Consider the following 15623-nt stretch of genomic DNA (forward strand, 5'->3'; position numbering starts at 1 on the left):
GCCTATTTGGCATTACATACATTATAAAATGAAAGGAATGATGTTTTTTGAGGAAATGGGGAGGAAAAGTGTTCTGCATGACTTTGATTTTCTCCATGGTTTGTTCTTTCTTTACCGCTTTGCCGCAGGCCGTGATGGCATCCGGGACGACTTATTACGTGGACCGAACGGGAGGGGACGACCAGAATAGCGGAACAAGCCAAGATTCCGCCTGGAAGTCATTGGACAAAGTGAACGCAACTACCTTTTCCCCAGGTGACAAGATTTTGTTTAAAGCCGGGGAAAGCTGGAATGGCAGGCTGTGGCCCAAAGGCTCAGGCGAAGAGGGAAGTCCCATCATCATCGATAAGTATGGAGAAGGCAGCAAGCCGCTAATCGCCGGTGTGACGTCAGAGCTGGAAGCCGTCTTTTTAAAAAATCAGCAGTATTGGGAGATCAACAACTTAGAAGTGACGAACAGATCCCCATTGCCCTTTGACAGAGACTGGCAAAACCCGCGCGGGCAGCGTCGAGGCGTCTACATCTTAAATGAAGAAGCGGGACTGCTGCATCATATTCATATTAAAAATTTAAACATTCATGATGTAGACGGTTCTTATACGACACGATCCGGCGGTATTATTTTCGACTCGGTTGGGTCAACGACGCCCAGCGCCTTTGACGACGTCCTGATCGACGGCAATATGCTGACGGACGTGGATGCCTATGGCATTTACATTGGTTCCAACTGCATCCTGCGTTATGGAATGGGCGATTTATGGCCATGGGTGCCGAAGCCATACGGGCTTTGGACACCTTCGACTCATGTGACCATATCCAACAACACCGTCCTCAGAGCCGCTACGGGCGGGATTGCATGGAACGTAACGGATGGAGCGGTCGTTGAGCATAATACGGTAGGGCAGGCTACATACCTGGCGACCAATGCTTCCATCTGGTGGGCTTATTCGGACAACAATCTCGTCCAATTCAACGAATCTTTTGCCAGCGTCAACGGCGCTGAAGACGGTCACGGCTTCGACGTGGACGCAGGAAACATCGGTTCGCTCGTCCAGTATAACTACAGCCATGATAATGCAGGCGGATTCATGCTTTTTGTAAACGATACGTATGACACGATCAATACGGTCGTTAGGTATAACATTAGTCAAAATGACAGAAAAAGCATTTTCCGGTACAGCGGTTCAATCGACAATGTGTATAACTACAATAATACGGTTTACGTCGGCAAATCATCCGGAAACCCGGTCATGAGCGACTATTTCACCAAGGCATCCGGCGCTCCGCGTAACATTAAAAATTTCAACAATGTATATTACAGCCTCGGAGATAAAGGCTGGGATATGAGGGGGCAAACGTTCGACTACAACGCTTATTACGGGGGGAAAACGCTCGTTCAGGCCGATGCCCATCCGGTAACCGGCGATCCGAAATTTGCGAATCCAGGCAGCGGAGCGGATGGAATGGATACCGTCGACGGATATAAGCTGCTAGCCGATTCTCCTTTGATCGGCGCAGGCATTCGTATCAATGAAAATGGAGACAGGGATTATTTCGGCAATCCGTTATACAATGGGGCTCCGGATATCGGTGCACACGAATATGAAGGCAGTGTCCCTCCAGCCGGTTCTATGCCTGACCCGATCGACGTCGATCAGATCCGGCCGGTCAGCACGCCGGTTGATGACTTGGCTCCTCAGGCTGTCGCAAGCACGACGTTCCGTTCGCTGTCTTCACAGCCGATCGGAAATATTAACGATAAGTTTTACGACACCGCTTGGTCTACCGAGGCTTCGCCTTCTTTTCCGGGATATATCACGCTCGACTTTGGCGATCAAACCATTTCTGCCAATCAATTGAAGATCAATACGAGATCCGGGCAACAATCGGGGATCACGGACTTCGATCTTGAATATGACAACGGTTCAGGATGGGTGCCCATTCGAACCCATATTCATCTGTCCTGGGATAGGAGTGACGGCTCGAATGAGATCAAATCTGTCGAGTTCCCGCTCACCCGTTTTTCCAAAATCCGATTGAAGGTGCATGAAGGAAATGCGGAGTCCGGCAGGATCACGTTGAACGAACTAGAAATATATAACAATCCGGATTTGTCCAAAGATATGGTCACCACATCCTTCCCCACTGGGGCAGGCACGATCACTAACATCATTGACAACAATCTGAACTCGGCATGGGGAAGCGACGTCAACCTAACTTTCCCGGGTTATATTACGCTCGATTACGGACATGATCCGGTACCTGTCAACAAGGTCACGCTGGTTACCTTTTTCGGCGTGGGTCAAGGCATTACCAAGTTTGACGTGGAGTATTACGACGGCAGCCGCTGGATGACCGCATTACCCGATGCATCGGTCGAATGGAAGCTGAATGACAGCACCAAAGAAAGCCAGACCGTTACGTTTCCAACCGTTCATGCGTATAAGCTGCGGCTGAAAGTGAACGATGGGAACCGGGTGTGGGGAAACATCGCTCTGAATGAGCTTATCGTTGAATATACCCCTGAAAACGTACCCGTCACGAGCATTTCGATGGACCGGCCGGAGCTACTTTTTAATGCGGCTTCCGATCGTAGTGCGGCACTACTCGCAACGGTTACTCCTGATAACGCAACCAATAAAAAAGTGACATGGAGTACGGATGATGGCCGGGTGGCTGAGGTAGACGCTGAAGGAAGGGTGAAGGCAGTAGGAGAGGGGAAGGCTGTTATTACGGCAACGACGGAAGACGGCAGTTTTCAGGCTGCCAGCCAAATAACCGTCGATTGGACAGCGCCCGAAATCATGCTAGGCCCTGTAGCTGCAACTGAATTAACGACAGGAGTATTCCAACCGAGATTTGAAATATCGGACGAAGGGACCGGTGTCGACAACGCGAAAACGGAAGTCCTGCTGGATGGAAAAGTTCTGACGGATTTAAGCGACATGCCGATGTACGAGCTTGCGCTTGGAGCGCATACGTTCACCGTGAAAGCAAGTGATTTGGCGGGGAATGCCAGCGCAAAGTCCGTTGATTTTGAAGTGAAAACAAGTTACGCGGCTCTCGAGGAATTGGTTCAGCGTTTTGCAGAAGTCGGCTGGATTAACAACAAAGGGATTACGAACAGCTTGCTGAAAAAGCTGCAACAACAAAATGTGAACAGCTTTATCCATGAAATTAGTGCTCAAAAAGGAAATCATGTATCCATCGACGCTGCGAAGTACCTGCTTCGCGACGCGGAATCGCTTCTTCATTAACGCGAGGTCATCATCTAACCTTTGAAGGGAGAGTTATTCATGAAAAAACACTTCATTTCATCGATCGTCAGCCTGCTGATCGTATCTTTGTTTTCAACGAGCGCCATGGCGGCCGGTCAAGGGAATGGCAAGGAAGTTCGCACTACCGTGATGTCTTACAATATTCATCATGGCGTCGGTTTGGATGAACAGCTTAGCCTGCAACGGATTGCGGATGTGATCCGGGATTCCGGTGCAGAGATCGTAGGCCTTCAGGAAGTGGACCGGTTTTTCGGGGAGCGGAGCGACTTCCAAGACCAAGCCAAGGAATTAGCAGGCTTGCTCGGCTACCACTACGCATACGGTGCCAATCTGGACTTGGAACCGGCGGAAGGCCAGGCGAACAACCGCCAATATGGGACCGCCATTCTGAGCAAGTATCCGATCCTCCGGTCAGACAACGTGCTGCTCAGCAGCTTTGGCGATGAGCAGCGCGGCGTTCTGCATGCGGTGGTCAATTTACGGGGAATCCATGTGGATGTGTATAATACGCATCTGGGACTCGATGCCGCAAGCCGTAAGGCGCAGGTGCAGGAAATCGTTAACCTGGCTTCCTCTGCTAAGGGACCAAAGCTTCTCATGGGTGATTTTAATGCGAAACCGGGCAGTCCAGAGGTTCAGGCTCTGTTAGATAGCGGTTTATTCGTCAACAGCTTTCAAGGCGTTGAGGATGCCTATACGTTTCCGGCCGACCAGCCGTCCGAAACGATCGATTACATCGTCACGTCGCCTGAAGTTCAGCATTCGAATCAACGAGTGATCGGTACGGAAGCTTCTGATCACCGGCCGATCGCCGTCGACGTAGGATTCAAGCGATAATGGCCCATTGCTGCAGCTGCTTATAAAAAACGTGAAAACCCGCCCATCCGGGCGGGTTTTCTTTCATACATTTGCCAAGGGTTCATTTGACAGAGCAAGCCTGTCAGCTTTTAATCGCCCCGGCCGCAATGTCGGAAATAAACTGCTTACTGACGAACAGGAACAGAATAATAAGCGGGATAACCGCCAGCAGCGTGCCCGCGATGACCATCGCATAATCGGTCACATAAATTCCGTTCAGGGAGGAGAGCGCCACCTGCAGCGTAAATTTGCGCTCGTCGTTCAGAATAATCAGCGGCCAGAGATAATCGTTCCAGGATCCGATGAAGGTGAACGCTCCCAGGAAAGATAATGCCGGGCGAAGGATTGGAATCGCGACGTTCCAGTAGAGCCGGAAGAAGCCGCAGCCGTCGATCCGGCCGGCATCCAGCAGCTCGGAAGGAACGGATTCCTCCGCGTACTGGCGGATCCAGAAAATGCCGAAGGCATTGGCCATACCGGGAATGATCAGCGCCTTGAAGGAGCCCACCCACCCGAACTTCGCCATGATGACGAAAGAAGGAACGAGCGATAGCTGCGACGGCGCCATCATCGTGGCGAGCAGCAGGACGAACAGCCACTTTTTGCCTGGAAATTTGAATTTCGCAAACGTAAAGCCTGCCAAGGAATCAAAGAACAGGACCAGCAAGGTACTGCAGCAGGCCACAAACAGCGTGTTGAGAAACGCGCCGAAGAAATCGATGTTCTCGAACACCCGTGTCACATTGCTGATAAACTGCGTCCCGAACCAGAACTTGGGCGGGAAGCTGTAGATTTCCGCAGTCGTACGCGTGGCCATGACGGCCAGCCAGTAAAAAGGAAAGATGGAAACGATGAGTCCGACGATCAGTCCGATATACAGCAGGATAGAAGACTTCCTTTTAACCATGCGTATCACCCCGTTTATTCATCTTTGGCACCGCCGCCCTGAACTACCCGCCAGTTGATGATCGAGAAGAGGGCAATCAATATGAACATGCCCCAGCCGACGGCAGAGCCGTAGCCGAAGTAATTGTTCACGAATGCCTCCCGGTACAGGTAGAGAACGATCGTTAGACCCCCGCCGCTGACGCCGCCGTCGTTGCCGACGAGCACCTGCGATTCGGTGAAGATCTGCATGCCTCCGATGGTAGAAGTAATGACGGTAAAAAGAATGATCGGCCGCAAATTCGGGATCGTGATGCGGAAGAAGGACTGGATGCCGGTGGCTCCGTCAATTTTGGCGGCCTCATAAAGGACGGTAGGAATGCTCTGGAGTCCCGCCAAATAAATGATGGCATTGTATCCGACCCAGCGCCAGATGACCATGATGGACACGGCCAGCTGGATGCCCCAGGTTTTGTTCAGCCATTCCACGGGGGAAATACCGAACAGGGACAGGAAGTAGTTCAGCAGCCCGTAGTTGTTGGAGAATACGGTGCTGAACACAATCGCTACCGCAACAAGTGAAGTGACGTTCGGCAGAAAGTAACCGATCCGGAAGAAGGTACGGAACCTCACGAACGACGCATTCAGCAAAAACGCGATGATGAGCGCGAAGAAAAGCATCGGAATGGTCGAATAAATCCAGATCAGGAGCGTATTGCCGACCGCTTTCCAAAATTCGGGATCGGTGACCATGAACTGATAATTGTTCAGACCGTTAAAGGTCATGACGCCGATGCCGTCCCATTTCTGGAAAGAAAGATACATCGAGAACAGGATCGGGAACAAGCCGAAGACGGCAAACAAAATATAGAAAGGGGAGATGGCCAGGTATTCTTTCCGGTGCTTCCATATTTCAGACCCCAATCCCCGCTTCCGCTCCGGCACCTGCATGGAGCTGCCGGGATCGAATTGAGTTCGCTTCTGTAATGGTTGACCCATAAGACTCTACCTCCATTGTCGGGATGGTATGACCGTTTAACGCAGCAGCTCCTTTTTCACTCTGGATAGTGCATCTTCCCAAGCCTTATCCGGGTTCTTGCCTTGAAGGGCGACCGATGACAGCTCGCGGCTCACGATGCCGTTCAGGTTGGCATATTTCGTCCCGAAATAGGAGGGCTTCACGTTGCGCGCGGACTCCGTGAAAATTTGACCGGTAGCCTGGCCGCCGAAAAAGTCCTCTTTCTGCTTCATAACGTCCGAATCGAGCGCCTTGGTGGCGGAAGGGAACAGGTTGAGTTCCTTGAAGCTGGTCACCTGGTTTTCCGGATTGAGGAGCCAACTCATCACCTCGAAGGATTCTTTAGGGTATTTGCTCGTTTTCATAATGGCGAGGAAGGAACCGCCGTTATTGCCGTCTCCGCCCGGAGCTCTCGCGACGCGCCATTTGCCGGCCGTATCCGGGGCCGCATCCATCAGGATTTGCTTCGCCCATACGGCGCTCACGAAGGAAGCGATCTTGCCGTTGTTCATCGCGGCGTTCCACTCGGAGGAGAACGTGCTGGCATTGGCGAGCAGGCCCATTTGGGAGGCTTTGACCGCCAGGTCCCATGCCTTCTTCATGGAAGAGGAGGGATCCTCGCCAATGAAATTTTCTTTTTTATCAAAATAAATTTTATCCGACTGTGCGTTGACCTGGGTATACACCTGGCCGATATTGTCCAGAAGCTTCACCTTGCCGCCGAGCGCCTTCTGAAGCTTTTCGCCTGCGGCGAAATAGTCCTCCCAAGTGCCCATCATTTGATGAACCTCTTCCGGGTCGGTTGGGAGCCCCGCCTGCTCGAACAGATCCGCGCGGTAAAATAATGCGGTCGGGCCCGTGTCGATCGGCATGGCGATCATTTCGCCCTTCGGCGTGACCCCAAGCTGCCATTTCCAGTCGAGGTAATCTCCCTCGATGTCCTTTGCTCCGAGATCGTAGAGGTTGTAGAAACGGTCGGCGCTTGGGAACAGCTCGGTAACCCAGTCGTTAAAGGCCACGATATCCGGACCGCCGCTGCCGGCAGCCAGCGTCGTTTTCAGCTTGGATTTGAAGTCGCCCCCGATTTTTTGGGCGTTGATGCGAATTCCCGGAAACTGCTTCTGGACCGCGTTGATCAAATTGTCGTCCAGACTCCGGTTCCAGTACCAAAGAGTAAGCGTTTTCACTTTACTATTAGATGAAGACCCGCTAGAACATCCGCTAACCATGAAAGCAACAAGCAATAAACACGTTAATAAGATTCGGTATTTTGCCATCGTTTTCGGCCTCCCATCGCGGCTTTATGGTACTGCAGCAGCATCATCACTCCTTTAAATCCTTAAAATGTGTCCGTTCTACGAACATTATAAACGCTTACAAAACATTTTGGAACCGCTTGCTTGAAATAAGACGGTCGTAGGACATCGCCCCCGCGCCATATATTGAATATGGGTTTACCATCTGAAGGGAGGGAGTCCGCCACTGTCAGTCCGCAACCTTTATCGCCGTTATGCCGCGGCAGCACTCATTCTAATTGTGTCCTTTTGCTGGATGTTTCCGGCCGGGGCCGAGGCAAGCATTGCCTCGCAAGACCTCATTATCGTCAATAAAAAGACGAATAAACTGGCGTATTTTACCAGTGGAAAGTTGGTTAAAGAGTTCAGGGTGGCGACGGGCAAGTCGCCAGAGCTGACGCCGGAAGGAACGTTTGAAATTGTCAACAAGATCAAAAACCGTCCGTATTACAAGGAAAAAATCCCTGGGGGGGATCCCCGCAACCCGCTTGGCGACCGCTGGATCGGCCTCAACGTCAACGGGACGATGGGAACAACGTATGCCATCCACGGCAACAGCAACAAAAACTCGATCGGAAAGTACGTCAGCGCGGGATGCATCCGCATGTACAACGACGAGATTCACTGGCTGTTCGAGCAGGTACCGCTTCACACGATGGCTATTGTTACGACGTCCAGCCTCAGTTTTGAAACGATCGCCCAAAATCACGGCTATGCGGTGGGCGTGCAGTCGTTTGACGGAAAGCTGGTGGTGAATGGAAAAGAGGCCCAGCTGAAGCAGGATTTGATTATGGCCGATAACCGTATTTTCATTCCGCTTCGCGCATGCTTCGAGCTGCTCGGTGGGACGGTTGAATGGAATGCCGGCACTCAAACGGTAACGGTCTACATGGGGAATCGCAAGATTACCCATAAGGCTCTCTCCGGCAAGGCTGTCGTGAACGGCAAAACGGTAAACATCACCGCCTCCCGATTCCAGGGAAATTCGCTGATGCTTCCACTCCGCAACATGTCGGAAATATCCGGATATTCGGTCGTATGGGATGGAGCATCCAATACAGTGAATCTAACAACGGGTAAGTAAGCCCCAGCCGCGCGAAGGCGCGGCTTTTTGTGCTGGTTATCGGGGAAAGTACTTGGCTGGAACTATCGGCCCAGGGTGTGTATGATGGTAAAGCCCGGAAGCGGCCACAGATTGATCCGGCCGGCTGAGGCGGAAAATACCAAAGAGGTGAATAAGTTGAAAAACGGGATCGAAATTGTGGATTATTTGCCGGAATGGGCGGAAGTATTCGCCTTGGAAAAAGAACGGCTGTCCGGTTTAACGGGGTTGGGTGCGGAAGTGATCGAGCATGTCGGCAGCACGGCAATCCCAGGGCAGCAGGCAAAACCTGTGATCGATATGTTCGTCGGCGTGAATCCGTTCCGTCCGGCTGCTTATTACGAAGCTCTGCTGGATCCGGCCAGCTATACTTACGTTCATGCCGGGATGCGCGGCAGGCATTTATTTGCCAAATCGACGGAGGGAATCTGGACGCACAACGTTCATCTTATGCCTAACGACGAACAGTTCCATACCCGCAACGAAATCCTGCTCCGCGATTACTTACGCAGTCATCCCGAACTCGTAGAGCAGTACGGAGCCGTCAAAATGCAGGCAGCCCGGGGCGCTGAATCGATGAATGCTTACACCCGGGCCAAAACGGCTTTTATCCAATCGGTCGTCGATGCGGCCAGAAAGGAGAGGGGGCTCCCCTTGGAAGACGTATGGGAGGAATAAGCCGCTTGCCCGTTACGCCTGGACGGCCCGGTGAATAATGCGTACCAGTTCGCTGGTGTAAGTCTCCAGGTCGACCCTGCCGATGACTGCAGGATTCGGCATGTATTCCCCGATCGCACCTTGAATCATATTGGACATGACGGAAAGATGAAAATCCCCAAAGACTCCCTGCTCCTGACCCTCACGCAGGATGTTCTCCAATGTCTGCAGCAGAGGGTCTTCTTCCTCATCACCAAGCTTGTAATAGGGGACGTTATCCGGTGTCCTCGCGTTGAACACGATTTCGACCAAAGCCGTGTTGTGGGCGGGATGCGTTCCTTATGCTCCAAAAAGGGCGCTATCACATCAAAATGGAGGAAGTCAATGCGCGCTGGCCCAAATGCTTAAAAAAGCGTGCCGGCAGGAAAGGAATCCCTGGCACGCTTTTTGGCGCTTCGCTCGGTTAAGATGATCTGGTTGATGAGCTCCCGAGGTAGCGGAAGACCAGTAAGCTTCCGGCCAGGCACAGAAGGCCTGTCAGCAGCAAGGACCGCATTACGCCATGGTTCAAATCGGGGCTTGCTGCCATGAAAATGCCCGGCAGCGCCACGCCCAGCGTGGCCCCGAGCTGGCGGAAGGCGTTGAGCGCCCCGGAAGCGGTTCCCGTCTTGTCCTGCGGTGCGGCGGTCATCACCACGGAGACGAGCGGAGGCAGAATAAATGAGATGCCGCAGCCGATCAGCAGCAGCGATATGCCGGCCGGGATATACCCGGCGTCCGCCGGAAGCATAGCCTGGATCAGCATACCGGTGCATGCGAGAAGAAATCCGGTGCCGATGGTGCGCGCAGCGCCAAACCGGCTGATCAGACGGCTCATCAGCATCGGATTCACGGCCATGGGAAGTGTCAGTGCTAAAAATGCAAGGCCCGTCTCCATGGCGGAATAACGATGGAGCTGCTGGAAATACAGCGTCATGACAAACAGCACGCCGGACAGGCCGAAATTAATGAGCAGGCCGGCCGCTAATCCGGTCACGAGCACCCGGCTTTTGAACAAGGATAGGGGCAGCATCGGGGAACCACTTCGCTTTTCGATCCAGACGAACAGGCCGATCAGCAGGGCAGAGGCGGCAAACAGGCAAAGGATAGCGGGTGATCCCCATCCGAGGTCATCGCCTTCCATAAAGGCACTGGTCAATGCCGCCACGGCCAGCAGGCCGGCAAGCTGACCGGCCGGGTCCATGCCGGACTTTGTTGGTTTGCGGGCCGGAAAATCTACGTTGGCCCGTGTCCATAGCCAGCTGAGGATACCCACAGGGATGTTCAGCAAAAAAATGCTCTGCCACCCAAGGGTATCGACCAGAATCCCGCCGATGATCGGACCGGCGGCCAGTGCCAGGCCAGACACTGCCGCCCAAATGCCGAGCGCTTTGGCCCGCCGGGCGGGTTCCGTGAAGGTCTCAGCAATGATCGTCAGGGAAGACGGCAGCAGGGCCGCGCCGCCGACGCCGAGCAGTGCCCTGAAGCCGATCAGCCAGCCAATGGCCGGCGAAACGGCGCAGAGGACCGAAGCCAGCATAAACAAGACAATCCCGCTCAAGAAAACGCTGGCCGCCCCTAACCGATCGGCCAGCGCCCCCATGCCCAGCAGCATGCTGGCAAATACCATCGTATACGCGCACGATACCCAGCTCATCCCGCCGAGTCCGCCGCCCAGCGCATCCCGGATGGCAGGCAGAGCGACCGTGACGACCGTCGTATCAAGCAGCACGATGAAGTAGCCGAGGGACAGTCCTGCAAGCAGCCAGGAGGACCGGTTTCTTTTGCCCTCCTGCTTGGTGCCGGCCATGATCGATGTTTCATTCATTTCATAACCCCTCTCATGATCTTTTTCAAACCCATCGATGTGTTGTATAGTGTATATTCAGAGGAAACAGGGATGAAGAGAGCGGTTTATCCTAGGAGCGGGACTCCTATGAAACCGTCGTCTCGTCCACATGGGTAGAAAATGGGGGTCTTAACATGGAGACAACGCATCGGCGTACGAGCCAGCTTGCTGAATTTTTGCAGACCCGGCGGGCCCGGCTGACTCCGGAGCAGGCGGGTCTCTCCGGCGGGGGGAGACGAAGAACGCCCGGCCTCCGGCGGGCGGAGGTGGCGCTGCTCGCAGGCGTGAGCGTCGATTGGTATACGTGGCTTGAACAGGGAAGGGATATCTCCGTTTCCACGCAGGTGCTCGAAAGCATCGCCAGAGCGCTGCAGCTGGATGAGAACGAAACGAAGCATTTGTTTCTGCTGGCCTCGGGCCTGCTCCCGTTTCATTATCAGCAGCCTGAAATGGCGATCAGCCCGCTGCTGCAGACGTTTCTGGACGAACAGGGGGAACATCCGGCGTTTGTGGCCAATTCCCGCTGGGATATCGTCGGCTGGAATAAGGCGGCCCGGCTCGTATTCGGCGATTATGAGCAGATGACGGCAAGGGAGCGGAACTCGGTATGGAGAATGTTCGTTTCTCCTTATACGAGGGAGCTTCTGGGCGAGGGATGGGAGAAAAACGCCCGGCTTCGGCTCGCCCAGTTTCGTGCGGGATACGGACTGAACGTGGAGGATCCCTGGTGGAGCGGGATGATTGAAGACTTGAACGAAGAAAGTGAAGAATTCAGGGCATGGTGGCCCCAGCATGACGTGCTGAACGTCAAGGAGGGCCGGAAGAAAATACACCATCCGCGCGTAGGGCTGCTTGAATTCAGCCATATTACCTTTCAGGTCGAAGATTCTTTTGATCTTCGGGCCACGGTTAACCTGCCGTACAATGACGAAACCAAGCTGAGAATGAAAAAACTGCTACAATAAAGGCAAAAGGCAGAGACCCATGCGGTTTCTGCCTTTTTTTGCTGAGTTGGTCCTATATTTACCCCCTCCCGTAACTCGCGGCTCTGCGCTGGAATATGATCGTATAGGACATTATTCAATTGCGGCGGCTGGCGGTTGGATACCGCTCAGAAGCCTGACAGGAGGCGAGGAGGGTCGAAAAGCATCTGCTTATATACGATGTCGACTGGTGGATCCTGGGCAAGACAGCCAAGATCATTCAACAGCATCATCCCTGCCTGTACATCATGTCCGCCAAGCAGCTTGAGGAGAGTATCGGGAAAAAGGGCAGCGAGGCGCTAAACCGGGAATACTCCCGAATCTCCTCCATGTGCCTGGGCCTGGCGGCTTTCGCTGTTTTTAAGCATATCCGGATCGATTCATCCGCAGCGGTCTCTTATTACTATTTCAGCAAACATTACGATACGTTCCGTGAGTGGGCTGACAAGCCGATACCGGATCCCGAATTTCTGCGCTTGGTGATTCCCCGTATTGGATCGATCGGGGCGATGAATATGAAGCTGACCGAATGCCTTGAAGCGATGGCGCCGTCTGCATCCGTCCGGCATATCGGACACTTTGTCGACCATACGTTATTCCAACCCGCTGCTGCAGACGGGGACACGCAGGAGCGGGCGGGCCGGCCGCTCGTCATCGGGTGGGCGGGAGATCCGGGGAAGGCTTCCAAACGGTATACCGCTCTGTATGAACCGATCAAACAGCATTTTTCCGGCCGACCGGAGGTACGGTTCGTCGAAACGGCAGGTGCGTATGCGCATGAAGAGATGCCGCGTTTCTACCGGGATATCGACCTGCTTCTGATCACGTCGGCGAATGAAGGAGGCGGAGCGACGGCGCTCGAGGCTTTTGCCAGCGGTAAACCGGTGCTGTCCACCAACGTTGGATACGTAAAGGAAGCGGCCCATCCCAGCGGACATCATTTGATTTTGGACAGTGACGATCCTGGGGCATTTATCCAGGCCATTGACGGCTGCCTGCAGGAAAGAACGCGTTTAAGGGAAATCGGCCGTCTGTGCAGATCGGAAATCGAAGCGCATTGGACCATCGAACAGGGCGTGAGACGCTGGCTTGCCGTCCTGTTCGGGATTTAGGAGGTGACGACTCTCGTGGGAACATCAAACTGGCAGAATCTGTCATACTGTGTGGAACTCATCCGGCAGGCGGCTCCGGCCACCGTACTTGACATCGGGGTTGGGTTCGGCCGGTGGGGAATGCTCTGCAGGGAATTTCTCGACGTTTGGCAGGGACGCGTATTTCGCGAGCAGTGGCAGACCAGGATCGAGGGGGTCGAAGTTTTCCCGAAAAATGTGGACGACTATCATCCATACTTTTACAACCATATATATATTGGGGATGCACATGAACTGATGACGAAGCAGCAGCTTGGAACCTATGATCTGATCATCCTAGGCGATGTCCTTGAGCATTTCGAGAAGGAGCGCGGGTTCGAACTGCTTGCGGCCTGCCTGAAACAATGCCGCAGCTTGCTTCTGAACGTTCCGATTGGGCCCGATTGGCCGCAAGGCGCCGAATACGGAAATGACTACGAAACCCATCGCAGCGTTTGGACGGTGGAGGAACTGAACCGGTATCCAGCTGCTTCCAAGCACATGTTCAAGGATTATATTCAGCGTGACTTTGCCACCTATTTGTTCCAGGGCTCTCAGCCGAACGGATAAATATCAGGCTATGGCCAAAATCACGTCGAAGGGAGAGCGCCATATGACGGGGCAAGGTGCTGGCAGAGATTACGTGGTCACTGAAATTCCTGTTGAGCTGCTGTTCACCGAGCTGGATGTTCGGTCAGCCCGTACCGACCATCTGATCGAATCGTTCACCGATCATTGGTATGAACACCATCTTCAGTGTGCAGACATTTCCATCATGCGGCTCGTTCCACACCGGGAGCTGTACCGTTATTTCTTGGGGGAGCGGGGGACAGCGCCGGATGCTTACCTGGATTGGTATGAGCAGATTCACGCGACACGGGGATTATCACCGCCAATGTCGGGGAACGAGCTGCTGAATCAAAGACGGCTGGAATACGGGAATATGCGGTCCGGGCTCCACAGCGGATCGGACTTTTTTTTCGAGCACCCGATCAAGGTGAGATGGAATCCGGCCGGATACTTTAATATCTTGGACGGACATCACCGGGCTTCTTTTCTGTACTGCCTCGGGTTTCGGAGAATTCCCGTCCGGATCTCGCTGCAGGATTACCCGGTCTGGCTTCATTCCACGGCAGCGGCAGAGGTCGAGCAAACGATTGAGGATCAGCAGCGGATGCTGATCTACACGCCGATTCTGAATCCGCTATTTTACGGAATGCACAGTGAGCGGGACGAAACGTATCCAACGAGGCTTGACTACATCGCCCGGTTTATGGGGAGGGGAAGGTTGAAAGGGCAGAGTGTCCTGGATATCGGCTGCAACATCGGGTATTATGCCAGGAATTTCGTCAGGGAAGGGGCGGAAGTTACCGGGTTTGAACCGGATCCGGATCACCATTCCCTGCTTTACAAGCTGAACGTAATGGAACGGACGGAATTTTCCGTCATCACGGAGCGCTTTGAAGAATCCAAGGACGTGCCGCAATACGATATCGGCTTGCTCCTGACCGTTTTTTATCATGTCATGAAAGAACCGGAAGCTTGCAGGCGGTTCCTTGCCCAGCTGGACCGGAGCGTCTGTGGGCTGCTCTTCTGGGAATCCGGGGACGCCATTGAAGCGGAGAAGAAAATGCTGATGGAGAATACTGGTTTCAAGCATTATGAAAAGCTGGCGGATACGTTCGGCACGGGGAAATACCGGGAACTCGGCGTTTTCCGGAAAGTATAGACTGTCAAGCTGTTAATCTATCGGGATGGAGGTGTAACGTGGATGCATGACGATCTGTCCATTCTGATTCCATACCAGCCGGACGGCGGTCCAAGGGATGAGGCACTGTCCTTTGTCCTTCGATTCTACAGGCACATTCTGCCCGCGGCGGACATTTGCATCGGGGAAATCGGAACGGGCGAACCCTTCAGCAGATCCAGGGCGATTAACCGGGCGGCGTCCCGGGCAAGCGGCAGCATCTTCATCATTGCAGATGGTGATATCATTTACGACCCGCAGCTGGTGTTCGATTCGGTTCGCCTAATCGAGCAGGGGCGGTGGGTGATTCCATTCAGCCGGATCAACCGCCTGACACAGCAAACTTCCCGGAAAGTCATAGAGGGGGAAGCGATTTGGCCCCTGGCTGCCGAATTGGATACCGGGGAAGAACATGCGGCCTATTTTGTCGGAGGTTTAAATATGGTTGGACGAGAAGCATTTGAGCGGACTGGCGGATACGATGAAAGGTTCATTGGCTGGGGTGGGGAGGACGAGGCTTTTGCCTATACGATGGATACGTTCGTGGGCGAGCATGTCCGGCTCGACGGGCTGATGCTCCATTTTTGGCATCCGTTTGTCGGTCCGCAAGGCAACCCCCATTATGAGCATAATTACAGGCTTTTTGAGCGATATAAGGCTGCTCGCGGAGAATGGGAGTCGATGCACGAACTAATCCGGGAAAAGCAGGCGGGTAAGCTCTAGTCTGCTGGCATCCAGCGGGAGAAAGGCAGCATGGGATGAACAAGAAAGGAAGGAGCAGA

At 53.6% G+C, this 15623-nt stretch carries 14 protein-coding genes; 9 read left to right on the forward strand and 5 right to left on the reverse strand.

The window, feature by feature from the left end; translation table 11 throughout:
- Positions 1-77: 77 nt before the first annotated feature.
- Positions 78-3257, forward strand: coding sequence for an Ig-like domain-containing protein (locus tag CJP46_RS04165; RefSeq protein ID WP_094594316.1), 3180 nt, complete (start codon positions 78-80; stop codon positions 3255-3257).
- Positions 3258-3296: 39 nt separating this feature from the next.
- On the forward strand, positions 3297-4115 hold the full coding sequence (locus CJP46_RS04170) for an endonuclease/exonuclease/phosphatase family protein (protein ID WP_094594317.1): 819 nt from the start codon (positions 3297-3299) through the stop codon (positions 4113-4115).
- A 103-nt stretch (positions 4116-4218) separates the two neighbouring features.
- Here CJP46_RS04170 and CJP46_RS04175 read toward each other — a convergent pair whose 3' ends face one another.
- From CJP46_RS04175 to CJP46_RS04185, 3 genes are read right to left on the reverse strand one after another with little or no spacing between them, the layout of a single operon-like run.
- The gene (locus CJP46_RS04175; protein ID WP_094594318.1) at positions 4219-5043 is read right to left on the reverse strand and encodes a carbohydrate ABC transporter permease; all 825 of its coding nucleotides are present in this window, start codon (positions 5041-5043) and stop codon (positions 4219-4221) included.
- 14 nt (positions 5044-5057) lie between these two features.
- Positions 5058-6020, reverse strand: a complete 963-nt coding sequence (locus CJP46_RS04180) for a carbohydrate ABC transporter permease (protein ID WP_373557957.1) — start codon at positions 6018-6020, stop codon at positions 5058-5060.
- Positions 6021-6056: 36 nt separating this feature from the next.
- Complete coding sequence (locus CJP46_RS04185; RefSeq protein ID WP_094594319.1) at positions 6057-7316, reverse strand: ABC transporter substrate-binding protein; 1260 nt, start codon at positions 7314-7316, stop codon at positions 6057-6059.
- Between the two features lie 274 nt (positions 7317-7590).
- On the opposite strand from CJP46_RS04185, the gene CJP46_RS04190 reads away from it, so the two are divergent.
- Both CJP46_RS04190 and CJP46_RS04195 read left to right on the forward strand, forming a co-directional pair.
- Positions 7591-8418, forward strand: coding sequence for a L,D-transpeptidase family protein (locus tag CJP46_RS04190; RefSeq protein ID WP_094594320.1), 828 nt, complete (start codon positions 7591-7593; stop codon positions 8416-8418).
- A gap of 147 nt (positions 8419-8565) precedes the next feature.
- Complete coding sequence (locus tag CJP46_RS04195; protein WP_256992177.1) at positions 8566-9114, forward strand: GrpB family protein; 549 nt, start codon at positions 8566-8568, stop codon at positions 9112-9114.
- Between the two features lie 12 nt (positions 9115-9126).
- Here CJP46_RS04195 and CJP46_RS04200 read toward each other — a convergent pair whose 3' ends face one another.
- Together CJP46_RS04200 and CJP46_RS04205 are read right to left on the reverse strand one after the other, a co-directional pair.
- The gene (locus tag CJP46_RS04200) at positions 9127-9393 is read right to left on the reverse strand and encodes a hypothetical protein (RefSeq protein ID WP_179281023.1); all 267 of its coding nucleotides are present in this window, start codon (positions 9391-9393) and stop codon (positions 9127-9129) included.
- A 163-nt stretch (positions 9394-9556) separates the two neighbouring features.
- A complete protein-coding gene (locus CJP46_RS04205) occupies positions 9557-10960 on the reverse strand; it encodes an MFS transporter (RefSeq protein WP_094594323.1) in 1404 nt (467 codons plus the stop codon).
- 155 nt (positions 10961-11115) lie between these two features.
- Here CJP46_RS04205 and CJP46_RS04210 point away from each other — a divergent pair, with 155 nt between their 5' ends.
- The 5 genes from CJP46_RS04210 (at position 11116) to CJP46_RS04230 (ending at position 15564) form a co-directional block, all read left to right on the forward strand.
- Positions 11116-11946, forward strand: coding sequence for a helix-turn-helix transcriptional regulator (locus CJP46_RS04210; protein WP_094594324.1), 831 nt, complete (start codon positions 11116-11118; stop codon positions 11944-11946).
- Positions 11947-12212: 266 nt separating this feature from the next.
- Complete coding sequence (locus tag CJP46_RS04215) at positions 12213-13076, forward strand: glycosyltransferase family 4 protein (RefSeq protein ID WP_256992178.1); 864 nt, start codon at positions 12213-12215, stop codon at positions 13074-13076.
- Between the two features lie 15 nt (positions 13077-13091).
- The gene (locus CJP46_RS04220) at positions 13092-13664 is read left to right on the forward strand and encodes a class I SAM-dependent methyltransferase (RefSeq protein WP_094594326.1); all 573 of its coding nucleotides are present in this window, start codon (positions 13092-13094) and stop codon (positions 13662-13664) included.
- A gap of 43 nt (positions 13665-13707) precedes the next feature.
- A complete protein-coding gene (locus tag CJP46_RS04225) occupies positions 13708-14823 on the forward strand; it encodes a methyltransferase domain-containing protein (protein WP_094594327.1) in 1116 nt (371 codons plus the stop codon).
- A gap of 42 nt (positions 14824-14865) precedes the next feature.
- A complete protein-coding gene (locus CJP46_RS04230; protein ID WP_094594328.1) occupies positions 14866-15564 on the forward strand; it encodes a galactosyltransferase-related protein in 699 nt (232 codons plus the stop codon).
- Positions 15565-15623: the final 59 nt, after the last annotated feature.

Origin of the sequence: Paenibacillus sp. XY044, assembly GCF_002257645.1 — a bacterium.
In the GTDB taxonomy this organism is placed as follows: Bacteria; Bacillota; Bacilli; order Paenibacillales; family Paenibacillaceae; genus Paenibacillus_AQ.